This window comes from Caballeronia ptereochthonis (genome assembly GCF_001545075.1).
Lineage (GTDB): Bacteria > Pseudomonadota > Gammaproteobacteria > Burkholderiales > Burkholderiaceae > Caballeronia > Caballeronia ptereochthonis.
In genome coordinates this window covers 180,177-199,637 of record NZ_FCOB02000011.1, presented here as the reverse complement: position 1 = coordinate 199,637, position 19,461 = coordinate 180,177, and the positions used below count along the sequence as shown (strand labels likewise).

Annotated in this window: 22 protein-coding genes; 13 read left to right on the top strand and 9 right to left on the bottom strand. The window is 65.1% G+C overall.

What is annotated here, in order from left to right; genetic code table 11:
- Position 1: 1 nt before the first annotated feature.
- The gene (locus AWB83_RS14095) at positions 2-1,762 is read right to left on the bottom strand and encodes a SulP family inorganic anion transporter (RefSeq protein ID WP_087046166.1); all 1,761 of its coding nucleotides are present in this window, start codon (positions 1,760-1,762) and stop codon (positions 2-4) included.
- Positions 1,763-1,862: 100 nt separating this feature from the next.
- On the opposite strand from AWB83_RS14095, the gene AWB83_RS14090 reads away from it, so the two are divergent.
- Entirely contained in the window at positions 1,863-2,447 is a 585-nt protein-coding gene (locus AWB83_RS14090) for a ParB-like protein (protein WP_087046165.1), read from the top strand.
- 2 nt (positions 2,448-2,449) lie between these two features.
- On the opposite strand, the gene AWB83_RS14085 is transcribed toward AWB83_RS14090, so the two are convergent.
- Positions 2,450-3,550: a glycoside hydrolase 5 family protein gene (locus AWB83_RS14085; protein WP_244197725.1), complete on the bottom strand. Its 1,101-nt coding sequence runs from the start codon at positions 3,548-3,550 to the stop codon at positions 2,450-2,452.
- A 40-nt stretch (positions 3,551-3,590) separates the two neighbouring features.
- On the opposite strand from AWB83_RS14085, the gene AWB83_RS36095 reads away from it, so the two are divergent.
- The 6 genes from AWB83_RS36095 (at position 3,591) to AWB83_RS14055 (ending at position 9,652) form a co-directional block, all read left to right on the top strand.
- Positions 3,591-3,776, top strand: coding sequence for a hypothetical protein (locus AWB83_RS36095; protein ID WP_143750052.1), 186 nt, complete (start codon positions 3,591-3,593; stop codon positions 3,774-3,776).
- A 469-nt stretch (positions 3,777-4,245) separates the two neighbouring features.
- Positions 4,246-5,289 carry a cytochrome c oxidase subunit II gene (gene coxB, locus AWB83_RS14075; RefSeq protein WP_087046163.1) on the top strand — a complete coding sequence of 348 codons (1,044 nt, stop codon included), beginning with the start codon at positions 4,246-4,248 and terminating at the stop codon, positions 5,287-5,289.
- Positions 5,286-7,271 (top strand): cytochrome c oxidase subunit I, encoded by a 1,986-nt coding sequence (gene ctaD, locus AWB83_RS14070; RefSeq protein ID WP_087046162.1) that lies wholly within the window; start codon positions 5,286-5,288, stop codon positions 7,269-7,271. The genes coxB and ctaD overlap by 4 nt, the downstream gene beginning before the upstream one ends.
- On the top strand, positions 7,268-7,882 hold the full coding sequence (locus AWB83_RS14065) for a cytochrome c oxidase subunit 3 (protein WP_087046161.1): 615 nt from the start codon (positions 7,268-7,270) through the stop codon (positions 7,880-7,882). Before ctaD ends, AWB83_RS14065 begins: the two co-directional genes overlap by 4 nt.
- 1 nt (position 7,883) lies before the next feature.
- Positions 7,884-8,321 carry a hypothetical protein gene (locus AWB83_RS14060; protein WP_087046160.1) on the top strand — a complete coding sequence of 146 codons (438 nt, stop codon included), beginning with the start codon at positions 7,884-7,886 and terminating at the stop codon, positions 8,319-8,321.
- A gap of 56 nt (positions 8,322-8,377) precedes the next feature.
- Positions 8,378-9,652, top strand: coding sequence for a c-type cytochrome (locus AWB83_RS14055; protein WP_244197729.1), 1,275 nt, complete (start codon positions 8,378-8,380; stop codon positions 9,650-9,652).
- 40 nt (positions 9,653-9,692) lie between these two features.
- Here the strand turns inward: AWB83_RS14055 and AWB83_RS14050 are convergent, their stop codons facing one another.
- Entirely contained in the window at positions 9,693-10,325 is a 633-nt protein-coding gene (locus AWB83_RS14050; RefSeq protein WP_087046158.1) for a LysE family translocator, read from the bottom strand.
- Between the two features lie 98 nt (positions 10,326-10,423).
- Positions 10,424-11,170, bottom strand: coding sequence for an SDR family NAD(P)-dependent oxidoreductase (locus tag AWB83_RS14045; RefSeq protein WP_087046206.1), 747 nt, complete (start codon positions 11,168-11,170; stop codon positions 10,424-10,426).
- Between the two features lie 194 nt (positions 11,171-11,364).
- Between AWB83_RS14045 and AWB83_RS14040 the strand changes: the two genes are divergently transcribed.
- A complete protein-coding gene (locus AWB83_RS14040) occupies positions 11,365-12,183 on the top strand; it encodes a class I SAM-dependent methyltransferase (RefSeq protein ID WP_087046157.1) in 819 nt (272 codons plus the stop codon).
- 17 nt (positions 12,184-12,200) lie between these two features.
- Here AWB83_RS14040 and AWB83_RS37250 read toward each other — a convergent pair whose 3' ends face one another.
- From AWB83_RS37250 to AWB83_RS14025, 4 genes are all read right to left on the bottom strand, one after another.
- Positions 12,201-12,569 carry a hypothetical protein gene (locus tag AWB83_RS37250; RefSeq protein ID WP_244197724.1) on the bottom strand — a complete coding sequence of 123 codons (369 nt, stop codon included), beginning with the start codon at positions 12,567-12,569 and terminating at the stop codon, positions 12,201-12,203.
- On the bottom strand, positions 12,505-13,116 hold the full coding sequence (locus AWB83_RS14035; protein WP_244197723.1) for an FAD-dependent monooxygenase: 612 nt from the start codon (positions 13,114-13,116) through the stop codon (positions 12,505-12,507). The genes AWB83_RS37250 and AWB83_RS14035 overlap by 65 nt, the downstream gene beginning before the upstream one ends.
- Positions 13,117-13,228: 112 nt before the next feature.
- Positions 13,229-13,537 carry a DUF1634 domain-containing protein gene (locus tag AWB83_RS14030; RefSeq protein WP_167389112.1) on the bottom strand — a complete coding sequence of 103 codons (309 nt, stop codon included), beginning with the start codon at positions 13,535-13,537 and terminating at the stop codon, positions 13,229-13,231.
- Positions 13,537-14,400: a sulfite exporter TauE/SafE family protein gene (locus AWB83_RS14025; RefSeq protein ID WP_087046155.1), complete on the bottom strand. Its 864-nt coding sequence runs from the start codon at positions 14,398-14,400 to the stop codon at positions 13,537-13,539. The genes AWB83_RS14030 and AWB83_RS14025 overlap by 1 nt, the downstream gene beginning before the upstream one ends.
- Before the next feature lie 133 nt (positions 14,401-14,533).
- Here AWB83_RS14025 and AWB83_RS14020 point away from each other — a divergent pair, with 133 nt between their 5' ends.
- Positions 14,534-15,448 carry an IclR family transcriptional regulator gene (locus AWB83_RS14020; RefSeq protein ID WP_087046154.1) on the top strand — a complete coding sequence of 305 codons (915 nt, stop codon included), beginning with the start codon at positions 14,534-14,536 and terminating at the stop codon, positions 15,446-15,448.
- Here the strand turns inward: AWB83_RS14020 and AWB83_RS14015 are convergent.
- On the bottom strand, positions 15,445-16,518 hold the full coding sequence (locus AWB83_RS14015) for a porin (protein ID WP_087046153.1): 1,074 nt from the start codon (positions 16,516-16,518) through the stop codon (positions 15,445-15,447). The two genes, AWB83_RS14020 and AWB83_RS14015, sit on opposite strands and share 4 nt — an antisense overlap.
- 474 nt (positions 16,519-16,992) lie before the next feature.
- Here AWB83_RS14015 and AWB83_RS14010 point away from each other — a divergent pair, with 474 nt between their 5' ends.
- The 4 genes from AWB83_RS14010 to AWB83_RS13995 are packed head-to-tail and all read left to right on the top strand — an operon-like array spanning position 16,993 to position 19,453.
- Positions 16,993-17,310 carry a non-heme iron oxygenase ferredoxin subunit gene (locus AWB83_RS14010; protein WP_087046152.1) on the top strand — a complete coding sequence of 106 codons (318 nt, stop codon included), beginning with the start codon at positions 16,993-16,995 and terminating at the stop codon, positions 17,308-17,310.
- Position 17,311: 1 nt separating this feature from the next.
- A complete protein-coding gene (locus AWB83_RS14005; protein ID WP_087046151.1) occupies positions 17,312-17,620 on the top strand; it encodes a recombinase-like helix-turn-helix domain-containing protein in 309 nt (102 codons plus the stop codon).
- A 32-nt stretch (positions 17,621-17,652) separates the two neighbouring features.
- Complete coding sequence (locus AWB83_RS14000) at positions 17,653-18,714, top strand: aromatic ring-hydroxylating dioxygenase subunit alpha (RefSeq protein ID WP_087046150.1); 1,062 nt, start codon at positions 17,653-17,655, stop codon at positions 18,712-18,714.
- On the top strand, positions 18,707-19,453 hold the full coding sequence (locus tag AWB83_RS13995) for an SDR family oxidoreductase (protein WP_087046149.1): 747 nt from the start codon (positions 18,707-18,709) through the stop codon (positions 19,451-19,453). The genes AWB83_RS14000 and AWB83_RS13995 overlap by 8 nt, the downstream gene beginning before the upstream one ends.
- The last annotated feature ends 8 nt before the right edge of the window (positions 19,454-19,461 follow it).

Sequence of the window (19,461 nt, the reverse complement as noted above, 5' to 3'; positions counted from 1 at the left end):
CTCATGCATCCTCCCAGTCGCGCCATTCGACATCATGCGTCGCGAGATAACCGCTGACCGCCTCGCCGATGGTGGGAAACAGGCGTTCCTCGCCGATCTTCCGAAGCACGCCATAGCGCTTCAGGTTGTCCTTCACCGGCCCTTTCAACTCCGCGAAGCACAGCGTGATGCCTTTTTCGGCGAGCTCGTCGTGCAATCGCTCAAGCACTTCGGCAGCCGTCAGGTCGATGTCCGTCACCGGCTCCGCCGCGATGACCATCCAGTGCACGGTTTCACCGGATGCTTCGATCGCGCCGAGCACGTGCTCGCGAAAGATCTCCGCATTGGCGAAGAAGAGCGGCGCGTCCCAGCGGAACAGCACGAGACCGGGCACGCGCCGCGCTTCCGGATGACGCGATACGTCGTGATAACCCTTGCGTCCGTCGATGCGACCGAGCACCGCGTCATACGGACGCCACGCGCGCCACAGGAAAGACAGCACCGTCAGCGCCAGCGCGAGCGCGATGCCGTTGACGACGCCCAGCACCGTCACGCCCACGAAGCACACGAGCGCCTGGACGAACTCGCTCTTGCGCAGCCGATAGAGCCGTATCACGCCGCGCACTTCCAGCATGCCGAGGCATGCGGCAATCACCACGGCCGCGAGCGACGATTGCGGCGTGCTCGTGAGCGCGTGCGGCGCGAGCACCAGCAACAACGCCACGACCAGCGCGGCGATCACGCCAGTCAGCTGCGTCTTGGCGCCGGCGGCTTCGGCCACGGGCGTGCGCGAGCCGCTCGCGCTCACCGCGAAGCCCTGAAACAGCCCCGCCGCGATATTCGACAGGCCGAGCGCGACGCATTCCTGGTTGCGGTCGACGGTTTCCTTGTTGCGCACCTCGTAGGTGCGGGACAGCACGACGACGTCCGTGAACGAGACGAGCGCGATTGCCGCCGCCGCGCCCGCGAGTTGCCACCATTGATCGAGCGGCATCAGCGGCAGCTCGATCGACGGCAGACCGCGCGGAATGCTGCCGACCGTCGCGACGCCCGCGCGCGTGGCCAGATCCATCGCTTTCACGATTGCGCTAGCCAGCCCCACCGCGATCAGCACGGCCGGCAGTCTCGGCCAGAATCGCTTGCACAGCAGGATCAGCGCGAGCGCGCCGATGCCGATGCCGAACGACGTCAGGTTCACCTTCGCGGCCGATAGCCCGTCGATCAGATCGTTCACCTGCTCGAAAAACGATTCGCCCTTGCCCTTGAAGCCGAGCAGCTTCGGCGTCTGACCGACGATGATCGTCAGGATGATGCCGTTGAGAAAGCCGTATCGGACCGGCAGCGACAGGAGCTCGGTGACGAAGCCGAGCTTCAGCAAACCGACGACGATGCAGATCGCGCCCGCCAGCACCGCGAGCGCGCCGGCCGCGACCAGCGCGCGATGCGCGTCGCCGTGGCTCAGGGGCACGATGCTCGCGACGATGAGCGCGACGAGCGCCGAATCCGGACCGATGACGAGAAAGCGGCTCGGGCCGAAGAGCGCATACGCGAGCATCGCCGCGAAGGACGCGTAGAGGCCGTTCACCGCCGGCAGCCCGGCGGCTTCGGCATAAGCCATACCCGCGGGCACGAGCACGGCGCTCACCGACAGCCCGGCGATGAAGTCGTGGACCAGCCACCGCGCCTGGTACGCGCGTAGCACCGCCAGCCCGTTGATCCAGCGAAGCGGGTTCCGCGCGCTTTTGCGCGGCGTGCGGCCATGGTGGCCGGTTTTTATGCCCATCGTTGCGCCCCTGCTTCTGCGGGAAGCAAAAGCGGTTCCCACCGGGAACGCCGCTTGCCTGAGAAATACGGGCCCGTCATTGCTCGACGGGAACCGGGATATGAATACACTGAAAATCGATCGCCTGCGCCCGACGCAGATGACGCACGGCGAGCGCCAGATCAGGCAGAAGACAGCGGCGTATCAGGCGCTGAGCGGCCACGATCTGGAGATGGCCATCGCCGAAAAACCGATCGCGATCGTGCTCGGGCCGAATGACGAGCCGTTCGTCATCGACCATCATCATGTCACGTGTGCGTTGTCGCGCGTCGGCGTGAAGCGCGTGCCGTTCGTCCTGGTCAGGGACTTGTCTTCGCTTTCGCCCGCCGAATTCTGGCTGGCGCTGGAAAACCGTTCATGGGTCTATCCCTATGACGCTGAGCGCCGCCGCGTGCCTTTCCGCGACATGCCCCGGCACATGTGGGACGCCGTGAACGACGAGTTCCGCAGCCTCGCGGCATTCGTGCGCGACGCCGGCGGCTATGACAAGACCGACGTGCCGCTCGCGGATTTTCGCTGGGCGGACTTCCTTCGCGCGCATTTCCCGCGGCCGGAAAGCGATGCGGCTTTCGACGCATTGCTGAAGCCAGCGCTCGATCTTGCACGCAGCGACGCGGCCGCGGGCCTGCCCGGCTTCATCGGCTGAGTCTATTTCGGCTTGGCGGCGATGAAGTTCCTGACCGCGGCATAGTCCGGCTTGTGCGTCGTGCCGTCGTTCAACATGATGCCGTACGGTCCCTGGCCGGTTGGAGGGTCATCGTAGAGTTCATAGACCTGGAGTGATTCGATGTCGTACTGCGGCGCAATCGACATGAGCGCGTTGAGCATGTCGTTATAGAGGAACGTCGCTGCCTGGTCCGGCGTTCCGGGGAAGTCCGGGCGAATGCCCACTTCGTTGATCCAGATCGGCTTGCCGAAGGACTTGAGCGTGCCGATCACGTCGTAGCAGCCCGAACCGCCGCATGCGTGCCGGATGTCGCCCTGCTCCGAATACCAGTGCCACGCGGTGATGTCCCATGTGACGACGGGATGACCGTTCGTGCCGTCCGGTTGCGTGCCGTTCGCGAGCATCTGGTCGAAGCCGTAGTGCATCCACGTGTTCCCGCCGATGATGATCTTGCCCGCCGGATCGACGGACTTGATGCCCGCGATCATCCCGCGAATGATGCCGCGCGCGATCTGGAAGCACCGGTTGTCGTAGTCGGTGCTATGCACGCCGTCGACCCAGCCGACGAGGCACTGCGGGGCGAGTTCGTTCGTGACTTCGTAGTAGGCGTACTTCTGCACGTTGACGATCTGTTGAGCGAGCGTGTACGACGCCTGATAGGCGGTTTCTTCGTCGGAGAAGTTTTTGACTAGCTGCAGCAGCACGGGATAGACCGTCACGCCGGACGGCTGCATCGTCTGCGCGAGGCTCGCGAGCTTGACCGCTTCCGCCTGACTGGAGACGTCGTTTCGATACAACGTGACGTTGAGATCCTTCAGTTGCGAGAGTTGCAGTGCGGGGCTCGCGGCCGCATAGGCGCCGCCGGCATTGATATGGCCGTTCATGCCATAGAAGATGCTGCCCGCGGGCGCGATCACGGCGGCGGGAGCCGATGTGCCGGGCGAGCTTTCTGAGCCCGCGGACCCCGTGCCCGAACCCGAAGCGCTCGAAGCACCGGACGCCGTCTGCGATCCGCCGGGACTGCCCGCGCCGCCGTCACCGCCCCCGCATGCCGCCAGCAGCACGGCCGTTGCGCCAGCCAACGACGCCGCAGCCCGTGGGCGCGAAATGAAGCGCGGGACAATGAAGAAAGAAGCAATGAAGCAAGCTATGCCTGACGAGATGAATGAGATGATCGCTGTCATGCGCATATCTGAAATTGAGAATTCGATGGAAGGCATTGCGTTCTTGACAAGAGAGAAACAGCGATCGAGAACGCTTGCAGATGCACGAGGCCGGCGGCCGCCCGGCTTCGATGCGAAGAGATGAAAGATCACGCCCCGCTTGACCGATGCGCGAAAACCGCGATGGCCCGGAGAACCGCTGACCCCACATGACGCCGGGAGCGGCGGCGTTGCGTTCGACCGGAGCACGAGCCCGCGATGGATGTGTCGAACGGATCGGGCGCGCGACCGGCTAGCAATCTCGCGCCGCCATGAATACGTTAGTACGTCGTAACGATTCAGGAAGCTTAAAGCAATTCAAATAGGGAACGGGCATCAAAAATTTAATCGCGTTGTGTGCTTGCATTCGACTGATGAAAACGATTCTCGAGTATCGCCGGTTGAAAAAACGCTATGGCCTGGGTTTCGATAAATAGTTTCATCGACGGAGCAATTCAGTCGTAAGCCGATCGTCGGGACCGCCGATTGCTAAAGCGAGCTAAAGCGACGATGAATGACGCGCGATTGGCCGCGCTCGAATCGACTGGACCCCACCTTTGCGGAGACGATTGCGGATGCTTGCTACGCACATCACGACCGATTGTGCTAGACGAAGCACCCGCGCCGCGATCGCCGTTCTCGGCGCGCTCGCCTGTGCACCGGGCGCGCATGCCGATGCGCCGCTGAACTACTTCCTTCACGCCGACGGCCCCGCCGCCATGCCGACCATGCACCTCGGCTGGGCGCTCGCGGCGCTGGCGGTAGCGGTCGCGCTGATCGTGAGCGTTCTGCTCGCCGGGGCAATTCTGCGCAAGCGTCCACCGCCCACCGAACTCGACGCCCGACACGTTCAGGCCGAAGGCGGCGGACTGCACTGGGTATGGATCGGCACCGGCATCTCGTCGGTCGCGCTCTTCGCGGCGCTCGCGTATGTCCTCGTCACGCTGGAGTCCGTCGCGTCTCCGCGCAGAGAGCCGGGCCTGACCATCGCCGTCACCGCCTACGACTGGTGGTGGAGGATCGACTACGTTCGCGGCGGCAAGCCGGAAGTGACGACCGCCAACGAGATCCATATTCCGGTCGGCGAGCCCGTGAAGATCGAGCTGCGCAGCGCCGATGTCGTTCATGCGTTCTGGGTGCCGCGTCTCGCGGGCAAGACCCAGACGATACCGGGCATCGTCAACGAGCAATGGATCGAGGCGGACCGCGCGGGCGTCTATCGCGGGCAATGTTCGCAGTTCTGCGGCGCGCAGCATGCGCACATGGCTTTCGAAGTGATCGCCGAGCCGCACGCGCGGTTCGATGCGTGGTACGCGGCACAGGCGCTGCCGCATGCATCGGAAGCAAGCGCCCGGGCCGGAGAGAAGCTCTTTCTCGATCGCTGTGCAGGTTGCCACGCCGTGCGCGGCAGCGATGCCAACGGCAGGCAGGCGCCCGATCTCACCCATCTGAACTCGCGCAGGCTCATCGCGGCGGGCGCGCTGCCGAACACCGCGCAGGACCAGCTCGACTGGATCCAGCACGCTCAGCGCATCAAGCCCGATTCGCTGATGCCGTCGATCGCGCTCTCCCCAGCGGACGCCATCGCGCTTTCCGCCTACCTTCGCACACTGCAATGACCGAACACGCTTCCTCGCCTGCGCTGCTGCAACGCTCGCTCACGATCGGCCGCATCGAACCCGGCAGTGTCAAGGAGCGCAGACTGCGCGACATCTGGGAGACGCCGGCCGGCTGGCGCGGCTGGCTCTCGACGGTCGATCACAAGCGCATCGGCCTGCGCTATCTCGTCACGGCGTTCGCCTTCCTGATCGCGGGCGGCATCGAGGCGCTGGTGATGCGCGTGCAGCTCGCGCGCCCCGAGGCGACGCTGCTTACGCCCGAGCAATACAACCAGCTCTTCACGATGCACGGCGTCACGATGATCTTCCTCTACGCGCTGCCCGTGCTGTCCGGCTTCTCGAACTATCTGTGGCCGCTCATTCTCGGCGCGCGCGACATGGCGTTCCCGCGCCTGAACGCGCTGTCGTACTGGATCTTTCTTTTCGCGGGACTCTTTCTCTACGCGAGTTTTCCGTTCGGCGAAGCGCCCAATGCGGGCTGGTTCAACTATGCGCCGCTCGCGGGTCTCACCTACAACACGGGGCCGAACATCGACGTCTATGCGCTCGGCATGGTCCTGCTCGGCATCTCGACGACGGTCGGCTCGATGAACTTCGTCGTCACGTTTCTGCGCATGCGCGCGCCGGGCATGTCGCTCGATCGCGTGCCGGTGCTCGTGTGGGGCACGCTGACGGCGTCGGGCGGCAACCTGCTCGCGGTGCCGTCGGTGAGTCTCGCGTTCTTCCTGCTGTGGCTCGACAGGCGCATCGGCACGCACTTCTTCGACGTGGTCAACGGCGGCCGCGCGCTGCTTTGGCAGCATCTCTTCTGGATCTTCGCGCATCCGTGGGTCTATGCCGTCGTGCTGCCCGCCATGGGCATCGTCTCCGACGCGCTGCCGGTGTTCTGCCGCAGGCCGCTCGTCGGCTATCTGCCGGTCGCGCTGTCGACGGTCGCAACGATGGTCATCGGCTTCGTCGTGTGGATTCACCATATGTTCGCGACCGGCATCCCCGCGCTCGCGCTCTCTTTCTTCGGCGCGGCGAGCATGGTCATCGCGATTCCGAGCGCGGTCGCGACCTTCGCGTGGATCGCGACCATCTGGACCGGCAGGCCCGTGTTTCGCGTGCCGTTCCTGTACTTCGCGGGCTTCGTGTTCCTGTTCGTGATCGGCGGGCTGTCGGGCGTGCTGACCGCCGCCGTGCCGCTCGACTGGCAGCTCACGGATACGTACTTCATCGTCGCGCACCTGCACTACGTATTGCTCGGCATCAACGTGTTTCCGGTGATCGGCGGCATCTACTTCTGGTTCCCCAAGTTCACGGGCCGCATGATGAGCGAGCGCATCGGACGCGTTGGCTTCTGGATTCTGTTCGCGGGCTTCAATATCGCGTTCTTTCCGATGCATATCGCAGGCTTGCTCGGCATGCCGCGGCGCATCTATACCTATGCGCCCGACATGGGCTGGAACACGGTGAACATGATCACGTCCATCGGCGCGTTCGTCTTTGCGATCGGCGTGCTCGTGTTTCTCTGCGATTTCATTTACAGCCTGCGGCGCGGTCCCGTTGCCGGCGACAACCCGTGGGATGCGCCCACGCTCGAATGGGCGACATCATCCCCGCCGCCGCCCTATAACTTCGCGATCGTGCCGTGCATCGCGAGCCGTCATCCGCTGTGGGAGGAACGCATCTCCGGAAGGATGCGCTCGCAGCTCTCGCGCGGCTACGTGCTCGACGAGGGACGCGAGGCGCTCGGCACCACCGCGCTCGACGGCGACCCGGACGTCATCCTCAAGATGCCCGAAGACTCGTATGCGCCCTTCTGGCTCGGCGTCGCGTCGCTGTTGTTCTTCACCGGGCTCGCGCTGACCGCGTGGTGGTTCGCCGCGCTGATGCTGCTCGCGTGCGGCGCGGCCATCGTGGTGTGGCTGTGGCCGCGGCGCGAACTGGGCCAGCGCGACGACGCGGCGCAGCCCCGGCGTCCGGGAGCGGTCTCATGAGCGAACTAGCAGAAGCGCTGCCCGAGCGCGCGAGCCTGCCCATCGGCAGCCCGGGCGAACGTTCGGGCGGATGGTGGGGATGCCTCACGCTCGTCGCAACCGAAGCCGCGCTCTTCGGCTATCTCATCTTCTCGTATCTTTATCTGGCTTCGCAGACGACGGATCGCTGGCCGCCCGAAGGCATGCCGAAGCTCGGTCTCGGCATCGGGAACAGCTGCGTTCTCCTGTCGAGCAGCGTGTTCGTGTGGGCGAGCGAGCGCTTCGTGCGACGCGGCAGGCGCGGCATGGGCGTGCTCATGCTCGCGATCGCCATCTCGCTCGGCTCGACCTTCGTCGCCATCCAGCTCAAGGAATGGGCCGATCATCCATACGGCCTCACGACGCATCTCTACGGCTCGCTGTACTTTACGATCACCGGCTTTCACATGATGCACGTGCTCGTCGGTCTGGTCGTGCTGGCGTTCCTGCTGCTGTGGACCGCGCTCGGCTACTTCGACCGGGCGCGCTCGGCGGCGCTCACCATCGGCGGGCTTTACTGGCATTTCGTCGATGTCGTATGGCTCTTCATCTTCGCGACGCTGTATCTGTCGCCCTACGTGCTGGCGAGATGAGATGAACGATGCATCGCCCGTCGACGTGAACAGGCATCCAGCGCGGCCCGGCGGCGTGGCGCTCGCGCTCGGCCTGCTGCTCGCGCCCGCCGCGTGGATGGCGCAGACGACGCTCGCGCAGACGCTGGCCGCATGGGGATGCTTCCCGCACGAACGCCCGGTGAATGCGCCCGCGCTGCCGTGGCTCGAACACGGACTGCTGATCGTCGCGTCGTGTGCGCTGCTGCTCGGCGTCGCGGGCGCGGTCATCGCGTGGGGCAACTGGCGGCGTACCGGCGAGCTCGCATCGGTGCCGACGGAACATGGGCCGATCGACCGGCACGCCGCACGCGATACGTTCATCGCGCGCGCAGGCGCGCTGGCGAGCGCGCTCTTCGTGTTCGCGCTGATCGCCACCGACCTGGCGTGGCTGCTCGTGTCTCCCTGCGGCGGACGGTGAACGTCATGGATCACGGACGCCGCGCCTTCCTTCACCTCTTCGTCACGCTTGCGGCGATGATCGCATGGCCGCAGCGTCCGCATGCGGACACGCCGGCATCGTCGCCCGATCTCGTCACGCGCGGCGCCTATCTCGCGAAAGCCGCCGATTGCGCCGGCTGCCACACGGCCGCACCCGTGCCCGGAAAGCCGCAGCCGCATCCGTTCGCAGGCGGCCTGCCGATGGGATCGCCTTTCGGCACGATCTGGTCGAGCAACATCACTCCCGATACGCGCTACGGCATCGGACGCTACAGCTATGAAGACTTCGCGCGCGCGCTGCGCGAAGGCGTCGCGCCGGGCGGCAAGCGCCTTTATCCGGCGATGCCTTACCCGTCGTTCTCGAAGATCGATGACGACGACATGCGTGCGCTCTATGCATATTTCATGCATGGCGTCGAGCCGGTGCCGCAAGCGGCGCCCAAGACGCGCCTGCCGTTTCCGTTCAACCAGCGCTGGGCGCTCGCGTTCTGGAGCCTCGCGTTCTCGCCGACGAAGCCCTTTGTCCCCGATCCGAACCGCGACGCGCAGTGGAATCGCGGCGCGTATCTCGTGCAATCGCTCGGACATTGCGGCGCGTGTCACACACCGCGCGGGCCTGCCTATAACGAACTCGGTTACACGGAATCGTCGGGCGCGTATCTCGCGGGCGGCACCAACGATCACTGGCACGCGCCGAACCTGACGGGTGCGGCCGGCGCCGGCCTCGGCCGCATTTCCGCCGAGGACATTGCCGCGTTTCTCAGGACCGGACACGGCGCGGGGCTCGCCACGTTCGGCAGCATGGTGCAGGTTGTCGAGGACAGCACGCAGTATCTGGACGATCGGGATCTGAACGCGATTGCCTCCTATCTGAAGGCCCTGCCCGCGAAGGGAAGCGGCGGCACATACGACGCGCAATCGCCATCCGCCCGGCAGAGCGTGGCCGCGCTGCGCACCGGCGACGACGAGCGCCCGGGCGCGGGACTCTACCTGAGCACGTGCGCGCGCTGTCACAGGAGCGACGGCGCGGGCGTCGCGTTCAAGTATCCGCGGCTTGCGGGCAATCCGGCCGTGCTCTCGGAGAAGCCGGACTCGCTCATCAGGCTGGTGCTTCAGGGCGGACGCCCGCCATCGACCGGGCAAGGGCCGGAGCCCAAGAAAATGCCCGCGTTCGCCGACAAGCTCACCGATACGGAAATCGCCCGCGTGCTGACGTTCGTTCGCTCGGCATGGGGCAACGATGCGGTGCCCGTCACGACGCGCGACGTGAAGCGCATGCGCGATGCGGTGGCCCCGGCTGTGAGCCACTGATCACGCATCCGGCGGCAACGGACGACCGCCGCCGATCGAGTCAGCGGCGCGCCTCGGTCGCCATCCTCACCGCGAGCCCGGCGAGCACGGTGCCCATCAGCCAGCGCTGGATGAGAAGCCATGCCGGCCTGCGCCCGAGAAACACGGCGATGGTTCCGGCCGTCATCGCGACCGTCGAGTTGACGGCGATGCTCAGCGTGATCTGCACCACGCCGAAGACGATCGACTGACCGAGCACGCTGCCGTGCTGCGGATCGATGAACTGCGGCAGCAGCGACAGATACAGCACGGCGATCTTCGGGTTCAGCAGATTCGTGACGAAGCCCATCGTGAAGAGCTTGCGCGGGCTGTCGACGGGCAGGTCACGCACCTGGAAGGGCGAGCGGCCGCCCGGCCTCACCGCCTGCCACGCGAGATACAGCAGATACAGCGCGCCGCCCAGGCGCAGCGTGTCGTAGGCGAAGGGGACGGCAATCAGAAGCGCGGTGATGCCTAACGCCGCGCACAGCATGTAGAACACGAAGCCGAGCGCAACGCCGCCGAGCGAAATCAGCCCGGCCGCGCGGCCCTGACAGATGGAACGCGAGATCAGATAGACCATGTTCGGCCCGGGCGTGAGCGCCATGCCGAGCGCGACGAGCGCGAATGCGAGCAGTTGCGGTGTGTGTGGCATCTTTGCGGGTTCCGGCGAGAGAGAGCTGCCGATTGTCCGGGGAGATGCACGGGCGCGCCAGATACAAAATCCAAACCGCCCGTCGATACACCTGGGCCTTACCGCATGCCGCCGCTCGCAATGAGATTCTCACCTGTCATCCAGCGCGCATCGTCGGAAGCCAGGAACACCGCGACCGACGCGATGTCGTCCGGTTGACCCAGCCGGCCGAGCGGAGTTTGCGCAAGCGCCGCCGTTTCGAAGTCGGAACCGATGACGCCCGCTGTATGCGTGCCTTCGGTCACCACGACGCCCGGATTGATCGAGTTCACGCGAATCTTCTTCGGGCCGAGTTCGCGCGCGAGCGCACCGGTGATCGCATCGACCGCGCCCTTCGTGCCGCTATAGACCGCGGTCGCCGGCGGGGTGATGCGGCTCGCGACCGAACTGACGTTGATGATGCTCGCGCCTTCGCCGAGATGCTTCACGGCGGCCTGCGTCGTGAGAAGCGTGCCGAGCACGTTGACATTGAATTGCTTATGGAAGTGCTCTTCGGTGATTTCCTCGATGGGCGCGAATTCGTAAATCCCTGAATTGTTCACGAGGATGTCGAGCCGGCCATAGGTTTCGATCGCCGCGTTCACGATGCCCTGCGCGTCCGCCGCCTTCGAGACATCGCCGCCGATGGCGGTCGCACGGCCGTTCGCCGCGTTGATCTCCGCGACGACGGCATCCGCGCCGGCCTTGCTGCTCGCGTAGTTGACCACCACCGATGCGCCTTCCGCCGCCAGGGCCTTGGCGATTGCGGCTCCGATTCCCTTCGATGCGCCCGTGACGACGGCGACCTTGCCTGCGAGTTTGCTCATGATGGTTTCCTTGAACTGTTGAATTAACATCGAGTCCGACCGGTTCAGTCGAATGAACTGGCCTGCGTTGGCGTCAATGTAGGCATCTCATCGTCTGCGATAAAGCGGCCTGAAGCGAATTGACTTGCATGTCTTCACGAATAATCGGATAACGGATTGACATGCGGTGCAAGCGCAATGACCGGAGGCGGCGCATGAACACGCTTCGTACCGACACGAATTTCGCCGGCCGGATTCCGGAGATCTATGACCGGCTCCTCGTTCCGATGATCTTCGAGCCCTATGCGGACGATATGGCGAAGCGAGTGGCGGCGCTCGGCCCTTCGCGCCTGCTCGAGACCGCCGCCGGAACCGGCATCGTCACGCGCGCGATGGCGCGAACGTTGCCCGCTCATGTCGACATCGTCTCAACGGACCTGAATCAGGCGATGCTCGATCGCGCGGAAGCAATCGGCGCCGGCAGGCCGCTCACGTGGCGGCAAGCGAACGCGCTGCAACTGCCGTTCGACGATGCGAGTTTCGATATCGTCGCCTGCCAGTTCGGCGCGATGTTCTTTCCCGACAAGGCGGCCGCGTTCGCCGAAGCGCGGCGCGTGCTCCGGCCCGGCGGCACGCTGTTGTTCAACGTGTGGGACCGCATCGATCAGAACGACTTTGCCGACACGGTGAGCGGCGCCCTCGGCCGCGTCTTTTCCGCGGACCCGCCGCTTTTCATGGAGCGCACGCCGCACGGCTATTTCGATCCGCGGACCATCGCCCGCGACCTCGCACGTGCAGGTTTCGATGCGACACCGGACGTCGACACAGTGACGGCGCGAAGCCGCGCGACATCGGCGCGCGTAGCGGCCATCGCCTATTGCCAGGGAACGCCTTTGCGCAATGAAATCGAATCACGTTCCGGAGCGAGTCTGGACGAGGCGACATCGGCATGCGCCGCCGCGATCGAAGCGCGGTTCGGCGCGGGTCCCGTCGATGGAAAGATCCAGGCGCACGTGATCACCGTGCAGCGCTGATTCGACCGCGTGGCACGCTATCGAGCGCGCTGCGCCGCTCTGCCGCGCACATTGTCGAGCCAGGCGACCAACGCATGCGCCTCGCACGACGCGCTCCTGTATCCGATATGTCCGTCGGGCCGCACCACCCACGCCATGCCGTTGCGCGCGCCCAACGCCGCTGCGAACTCCCCGTCGACATCGCTCAGCGTGCGATACGCCTCGCTCGCGGCGCGCCCGACCGACGGCGATACGAACAGCACCGCGCCTGCGGCCATGCCGAGCGCCGCGCGCCACGCATCGACAGCCGCATCGAACGCGGCGACGCGCGCGCCGCCTGCGTCATCGTCGATATAGCCGACGAGCGTATGGCGACCGCGCCCGAGGTGATCCGCGAGCCGCTGCACATGTCCGACGAATGCCTCCGCCAGCCCGCCGACCGTTCAGATGACGCCGCACCGTGCTTCGCGCACCGTCGCAACCGACGAGCCAGCGGCACCGAAGCGTGCGGAGCTCGCCGTCCGCATGCTGGATGCGCGCATCGATGGCATCGCCCGATTCGGCGAAATCGACGAGCGTCGCGCCGTATTCGACATGTCCGCCGTGTCGCGCGAGCGCGGCCTCCAGAACGCGCTCGGTCTCGAACTGCGCGAGCGAGAGCGCGCCGTACGGCATTCCTTCGCGCGGAAACTGCGCGCTGAACACGGGCGCGCCGTCCTGGAACGTCTCGGCGCCGGTGAGCCAGACGCCTGCATCGATCGCCTCGCGCACGATGCCGAGATCCTCGAAAATCTCGAGCGTGCGCGCGGTCACGCCCAGCGCCTTCACGAAGAACGTGCGCTCCTCGTGCGCGTCGATCAGGCGCACGTTCACGCGGTCCCGTTTCAGCTCCGCGGCGAGCATCAGGCCGACGGGGCCTGCGCCGACAATCAGCACATCGGTCGTATCGATCATGTTGCGATTTCTCCCGAGGAAACGAGCGCGTGTCTTCGCGCACGCGACGAGATCGTCTGCCGCCCTCAGCGAGAATAACCGTTGTGTGCGCGCTTGTGGCGCGATTCGTTCGTCAGCCGGCGAGCGGCCCGAGACGCATCCCGATCACGCAGCCGGCCGCGATCAGGGCGAGAACCGTCACAGCGATTGCAACGTAGAGATAGTTGCGCTGCCGGGCGAACATCGCGAGCATCAGCACGAGGCGCAGAACGGGCAGCATGATGAACAGCGCGACGCCTGCTGTCAGCGCCCTCATGCCCAACCCGGCGGCGTGCGCGTCGAGCACCAGCCCCGCGCCGATCAGGACGCACGCGGCCCACGTTCCGCACTGAAGGAAACGCGCGAGGAGGCTATCGAGCGAAGCGTGCGCATGAGACTTCATCAACCGGTGTGCTCCATGAGATTGACGCCCATGCCCTGCAGAACCATCTGGCATGCGACGAGCACGAGCATCGAAAGAAACAGCAGGCGCAGGCGCTCGCTTCTCACTTTCATCAGCACGCGCGCGCCCAGTACCGCGCCGAGCACCGAACCGAGTGCGACGGGCCCGGCGATCGCGCTGACGATCTCGCCGCGCAGAAAGTACGCGCTCGCGCTCGCGGCAGCCGTCACGCCGATCATGAAGTTCGAGGTCGCGGTCGATACCTTGATCGGCAAGCGCAGCGCGTTGTCCATCGCCGGAATCTTCAGGATGCCGCTGCCGATGCCGAGCAGCGCGGAGACGAGGCCGGCCACGTACATCAACGTAAGACCGGCCGGCACCCGCCGCACCTCATAGGCAACCTCGCGGTGCAGGCGGCTGTCGGGATAACTCGAATGCAGATCGAGCGCGGCGGCGAGTCCTTTGGCCGGTGCCGGCAGGGATGAAAGCGCCGGATCCTCGCGACGCACGAACATCTGCCAGGCAGACACGAGCAGCACGCCGGCGAAGAGATAATCCAGCGCGGCGACCGGGACGATGCCCGCGAGCAGCACGCCTGTGAGCGCACCGAGCGTCGTGCCGGTTTCGAGCACCACGGCGAGCCGCACGTTCGTCAGGCCGCCCCGCAGAAAGGCGGCCGCGCCGCCGCACGAACAGGCGATGACGGAGACGATGCTCGTGCCGATCGCGGCGTGCATGTCGAGGTGGAAGAACATCGTCAGAATGGGCACGATGAACAGGCCGCTCGCCATGCCCAGCATGCCACCCGCCGCGCTCGCACCCAGGCCCGCGCAGAACAGCCAGAGGGTCGGTTCGAAGCTCATCGCATTGCCTCGGGAAGATATCGGCAAGACCTTAATATAACATGTTATAACATGTTGCGAAAGCCGCGGCGGGACATGCTCCGATCGTCTCGCGCTATGATTGCCCATCGCACGACCACAACGACAGCCGAACATGGCCCGACCAAGCAAGCAGGAAGACACGCGGAAGGAGACCCCGCGCGAGAGCGCCGCAGCCGAGACCGCCGAGGACGAATCGTCCGGCGGCGCCTCCTCGTATCTCGTGCCGGGGCTTGAGCGCGGCTTGCGCATCCTGGCCGAGTTCTCGGCGCGCGAGCCCGTGCTGGGCGCGCCCGAGCTGTCGCGGCGCATCGGCATTCCGCGCACGACGACTTTCCGGTTGCTGCAGACGCTGGAGGCGCTCGGCTTTCTGGAGCGCGTGAACGGCGACCGCAATTTCAGGCTGGGCGTCGCCGTGCTGCGGCTCGGCTTCGAATACGTGAACTCGCTCGAACTGACCGACTTCGGCACGCCGATCCTCGAGCGCTTGCGTGATGCAACCGGGCTGTCCACGCATCTGCTGATCCGCGATCAGCGCGACGTCGTGTTCGTCGCGAAGGCGCAGAGCCACGAGCCGCTCTTCAGTTCGGTGAAAGTGCAGGTCGGCACGCGCCTGCCCGCTCACGCGACCGTGCACGGTCACGTGCTGATGGGCGATCTGTCGCTCACCGCGCTCGAGGCGCTCTATCCTGAAGCGCAGCTCGAGAAATACACGGAGCGCACGCCCGCGACCGTCGAAGAACTCCACGAACGCGTGCGCGAGTGCGCCGCGCTCGGCTACGGCCTGAGCGAAGCGTCGTTCGAGCGCGGCATTTCCGTCGTCACCGTGCCCGTGCGCGATCATTCGGGCGCGATCGTCGCGGCCGTCGCCGCGACCGTGCCGCGCTCGGACATCGGCACGGACGAGGAGAAGGCGCGCCTCGTCGAAACGATCTGCGCCGCCGCGATGGAACTCTCCACGCGGCTCAACTATCGCCCTTCCGCCGACGACCCGACCGCCGCGCTCGCCGCCCGCAAGCGCTTCGCTTAGAACGAGTGATGAATGCCCGCGAGCACGATGACCTGGTTCGCCGTGCTCGACACGCCCGCCGTGAAGAACGCCGCTTTTGCGCCCGAGGTCGCGTGCTCGTAGAGCGCGTTCACGTAGAGTTGCGTCGACTTCGAGAGCATGTAGATGTCGCCGATCTCGAACTGCGTCCAGCGGCCGCCGGCGAAGGTCGTGGTGGCCGCGCCGCCCGCGATCCAGTTCGTCGGCACCATCTTGAAGGTCAGTCCCGCATCGTATGACTGGAACGTGTTCGAAAAGCCGTTCGACTGCAGCTTGACACGCGTATAGAGGCCGTGCACGACGAACTTGCCGATCTCGTACGACGCGCCCGCGCCCATCACTTCCTGCTTGTCCGCCACGTAGGTCGCCGCGGGCTGCCCCTGGAACGTCGTGATGCCCGTCGTCGCGATCGCGGGCGTGCGGTCGTGCTCGTTCGAATATGTGGCCGCCGCCTTGAACGGACCGTTCGCATACGAGATGCCGAAGCCGTAGTTCCGTCCCGTCGAGAAGTTCGTCGTGTTGCCGAGGCCCATCATCGCGCCGACGGTAAAGCCGTAGAAATTCGTTGAGCGGAACTTGACCGAATTGTCGTACGGCACGACGCCCGTGTCCGCGAGCTCATCGATGTTGCCCGGGTGGAACGCGTACCAGCTCGCCGCGAGGTACCCGGTGGAAAGCGGCCCGAGCATGTCGAAACTGAAGGGTGTCTGATGACCGAGCGTCAGCGTGCCGACGTCTTCCTGCTCGAGCCCGAGATACGCCTGACGATTCCACAACGTGCCGGCCTTCGCGAAGTTGCCCGTGTTCGTATAGAAGCCGTTCTCCAGCTGCGCGACGGTCTTGAGGCCGCCGCCCAGATCCTCGACGATGCGAAAGCCCCAACGATCCGGCTGCATGTTGCCCTGCTCCTCCATCCATTTCGGATGGCCGCCGACGTTGTTGATGTACGCGATGCCGGCATCGAGGCTGCCGTAGAGCGTCACTGTGCTTTGTGCCGCCGCGCCGGTTGCGACGCCGGCTCCGATGAGCCCCGCTGCGATGATGTGCTTCACCCTTCGTTCTCCTAACCGTGTGGTTCAAGGGCGGACCCCGCCCGCTTTTCCTGTTGCCGCTGAATTGCCGTTCTTGCGCCTCGTTTTCCGGATCTGGATGGCGATGATTCCCACGTTCCAGAAGGCTTTCCGTTGATCGCCTCTTTTGTTCCATATAAGGATCAACGTCCTGCCTATGGAAAGTATAGTGAGGTTTTCAGTGCCGAAAAAATTAATTTGAGATGGATTCGGGTAGACCCTGAGCGCAGGGCGCGGAAGGCAGACCGTTCAAAAAAAAGCTTACGAATCAACATCGAACGGACGTTCTCTCGCGGTGGACCATCCTCGGTTCCACTTTTAAGCGTCCCGGCTTCAGTGTTTTCACCTAGAGGTCCAGATTTTTGTTTTGTCCGGCTCGGACGACTCCTATAATGCCCATACATAAACTGATGTTCCTTAGGTGGAACATAGTTGATCCAGAGGAAAGGGTGAAAGATGTTTGAACAATGGCGTTGCGCCGGACATGCCGGCGACCTGTCGGAAGACGCACCGATCGAATTCAAGCTCGATGACGGCGCGGAGATCGGTATCTATAAGGTGGGCGACGAACTGTACGCGCTCGAGAACGTCTGCCCGCATGCCTATGCGCTCCTGACGCAAGGCTTCGTCGACGGCGACACCGTCGAATGCCCGCTGCACGAAGCGGTGTTTCACATCCCCACGGGCAAATGCCTGAAAGAGCCCGGCGGACGCGACCTGAAGACGTATTCGGTGCGCCTCGCCGGCGAGGAAATCCAGATCAAGGTGGCGTGACATGGAAAAAGTCGTGAACTTCAATCCGCATCTCAAGCCGTGGCTCGCGCCGCAGCCGAACAACGTCGCGGGCAAGGGCGTGATCGAGAAGCCGGGCGAGACCGAGAACTTCATCTGGCAGACGCGCCGTGCCGAACCGACGCAATACGAGAACGACTTCGGCGATGCGCTCGAACGCGTCTTCGAAGCGGGCGCGCTGGAGCTCGAGCAAGTGGTCGAGGGCCTGAACAAGGATGGCTTCCGCACGCCGGAAGGTACGACCTGGACCGCCGAGCGTCTCGCGACCGAGCTGCGCACGCTCGCCGAATAAAGCAGAACGACATCGATTCCGGAGCACATTCCATGACGTCCCCTCAGCAATCCACAGCCGCCGTCGATCCCGTTCAGGCTTATCTCGATCGCGGCTTGCGTAATTACTGGTATCCCGTCGCGCCGAGCTGGCAAGTGGCGAATGCGCCCATCGGCCTCACGCGCCTCGGCGATCAGATCGTTCTCTGGCGCGACAACGAAGGCAAGGTTCACGCGCTCGAAGACCGCTGCCCGCATCGCGGTGCGCGTCTGTCGCTCGGCTGGAATCTTGGCGGCAGCGTCGCGTGCTGGTACCACGGCATCGAAGTGGATGGCAGCGGCACGGTGCAGAAAGTGCCTGCGGTTTCCGCGTGTCCGCTCGAAGGCCAGAAGTGCGTGAAGTCGTATCCGGTCGAAGAGCACGCGGGCGCGATCTTCCTCTGGTTCGGCGACGACGCCAACACGGAACCCGCGCCGCTCGTGCTGCCGGAAGAACTCGTCGGTGACGAATACGCGAGCTTCCTCTGCATGTCGCACTGGAAGTGCAATTACCAGTACGCGATCGACAACGTGATGGACCCGATGCATGGCGCGTATCTGCACGCGACCTCTCACTCGATGGCCGAAGGCGACAAGCAGGCCGACATGCGCGTGCGCAAGACCGAAACGGGCCTCATGTTCGAGAAGGTGAATCAGCGCGATGTGAACTTCGACTGGGTCGAGCTCGGCGAGACTGGCTGCCTGTGGATGCGTCTCGCGATTCCGTACAAGAAGAAGTTCGGCCCCGGCGGCAACTTCGGGATCATCGGCTTTGCGACGCCCGTCGACGAGAACAACTGCCAGGTCTACTTCTGGCGCACGCGCAAGGTCTCGGGCTGGCAGCGCGATGCATGGCGCTTCCTGTACCGCAACCGTCTCGAAGGCCTGCACTGGGCCGTGCTCGAGCAAGACCGCTACGTGCTCGAAAGCCTCGCGCCCAACGCGCGCAATCACGAGTTCCTCTATCAGCACGACGTCGGCATAACGCGCGTGCGCCGCATGTTGAAGCAGCGTGCCCAGCAGCATCTCGCCGCGCTCGAAGCGCTGCCGAAGAACGCGGAGCACGCTCATGCGTGATGCCCTCAACGGCCGCCGCGTGCTCGTGACGGGTGGCGCTCGCGGACTCGGCGCGGCGTTCGTCAAGGCGCTCGTCGAGAACGGCGCGCGCGTCGCGTTCGGCGACGTGCTGCACGAAGAAGGCGAAGCGCTCGCGCGCTCGCTTGAGGGCGCGGCGCATTTCGTTCCGCTCGATCTCAACGATCCGACGAGCATCGAAGCGTGCGTCGCGGAAAGCGTGAAAGCGCTGGGCGGTCTGGACGGCCTCATCAACAACGCGGCGATCACGAACTCCGGCGGCAAATTCGCCGACGAACTCACGCCCGGGACCTGGGACGCCGTGATGAACGTCAACGTGCGCGGCACGTGGCTGATGAGCGTCGCGTGCCTGCCGCATCTGCGCGAATCGGGGCGCGGCTCGATCGTGAACATCGCATCGGACACGGCCTTGTGGGGCGCGCCGAAGCTGCTCGCCTACGTCGCGAGCAAGGGCGCCGTGATCGCGATGACACGCTCGCTCGCGCGCGAATTCGGCGCGAGCGACGTGACCGTCAACGCGATCGCGCCGGGCCTCACCGAAGTGGAAGCGACCGCCTACGTACCCGCCGAGCGCCACGAGTACTACCTCAAAGGCCGCGCACTGACGCGCGCGCAAGTGCCCGACGACGTGAACGGCCCCGTGCTGTTCCTGCTCTCGGATGCGGCGCGCTTCGTGACGGGTCAGCTGCTGCCGGTGAACGGCGGCTTCGTGATGAATTGAATTGCCCC

Excerpts from the sequence above, each read along its gene's own strand:
- AWB83_RS14065 (WP_087046161.1), top strand. The coding sequence starts at position 7,268 with ATGAGCGAACTAGCAGAAGCGCTGCCCGAGCGCGCGAGCCTGCCCATC.
- AWB83_RS14000 (WP_087046150.1), top strand. The coding sequence starts at position 17,653 with ATGACGTCCCCTCAGCAATCCACAGCCGCCGTCGATCCCGTTCAGGCT.
- AWB83_RS14035 (WP_244197723.1), bottom strand. The coding sequence starts at position 13,116 with ATGATCGATACGACCGATGTGCTGATTGTCGGCGCAGGCCCCGTCGGC.
- AWB83_RS14045 (WP_087046206.1), bottom strand. The coding sequence starts at position 11,170 with ATGAGCAAACTCGCAGGCAAGGTCGCCGTCGTCACGGGCGCATCGAAG.
- AWB83_RS36095 (WP_143750052.1), top strand. The coding sequence starts at position 3,591 with ATGAAGAAAGAAGCAATGAAGCAAGCTATGCCTGACGAGATGAATGAG.
- AWB83_RS14050 (WP_087046158.1), bottom strand. The coding sequence starts at position 10,325 with ATGCCACACACACCGCAACTGCTCGCATTCGCGCTCGTCGCGCTCGGC.
- AWB83_RS14030 (WP_167389112.1), bottom strand. The coding sequence starts at position 13,537 with ATGAAGTCTCATGCGCACGCTTCGCTCGATAGCCTCCTCGCGCGTTTC.
- AWB83_RS13995 (WP_087046149.1), top strand. The coding sequence starts at position 18,707 with ATGCGTGATGCCCTCAACGGCCGCCGCGTGCTCGTGACGGGTGGCGCT.
- AWB83_RS14055 (WP_244197729.1), top strand. The coding sequence starts at position 8,378 with ATGATCGCATGGCCGCAGCGTCCGCATGCGGACACGCCGGCATCGTCG.
- AWB83_RS14090 (WP_087046165.1), top strand. The coding sequence starts at position 1,863 with ATGAATACACTGAAAATCGATCGCCTGCGCCCGACGCAGATGACGCAC.
- coxB (WP_087046163.1), top strand. The coding sequence starts at position 4,246 with ATGCTTGCTACGCACATCACGACCGATTGTGCTAGACGAAGCACCCGC.
- AWB83_RS14040 (WP_087046157.1), top strand. The coding sequence starts at position 11,365 with ATGAACACGCTTCGTACCGACACGAATTTCGCCGGCCGGATTCCGGAG.
- AWB83_RS14095 (WP_087046166.1), bottom strand. The coding sequence starts at position 1,762 with ATGGGCATAAAAACCGGCCACCATGGCCGCACGCCGCGCAAAAGCGCG.
- ctaD (WP_087046162.1), top strand. The coding sequence starts at position 5,286 with ATGACCGAACACGCTTCCTCGCCTGCGCTGCTGCAACGCTCGCTCACG.
- AWB83_RS14025 (WP_087046155.1), bottom strand. The coding sequence starts at position 14,400 with ATGAGCTTCGAACCGACCCTCTGGCTGTTCTGCGCGGGCCTGGGTGCG.
- AWB83_RS14060 (WP_087046160.1), top strand. The coding sequence starts at position 7,884 with ATGAACGATGCATCGCCCGTCGACGTGAACAGGCATCCAGCGCGGCCC.
- AWB83_RS14020 (WP_087046154.1), top strand. The coding sequence starts at position 14,534 with ATGGCCCGACCAAGCAAGCAGGAAGACACGCGGAAGGAGACCCCGCGC.
- AWB83_RS14005 (WP_087046151.1), top strand. The coding sequence starts at position 17,312 with ATGGAAAAAGTCGTGAACTTCAATCCGCATCTCAAGCCGTGGCTCGCG.
- AWB83_RS14010 (WP_087046152.1), top strand. The coding sequence starts at position 16,993 with ATGTTTGAACAATGGCGTTGCGCCGGACATGCCGGCGACCTGTCGGAA.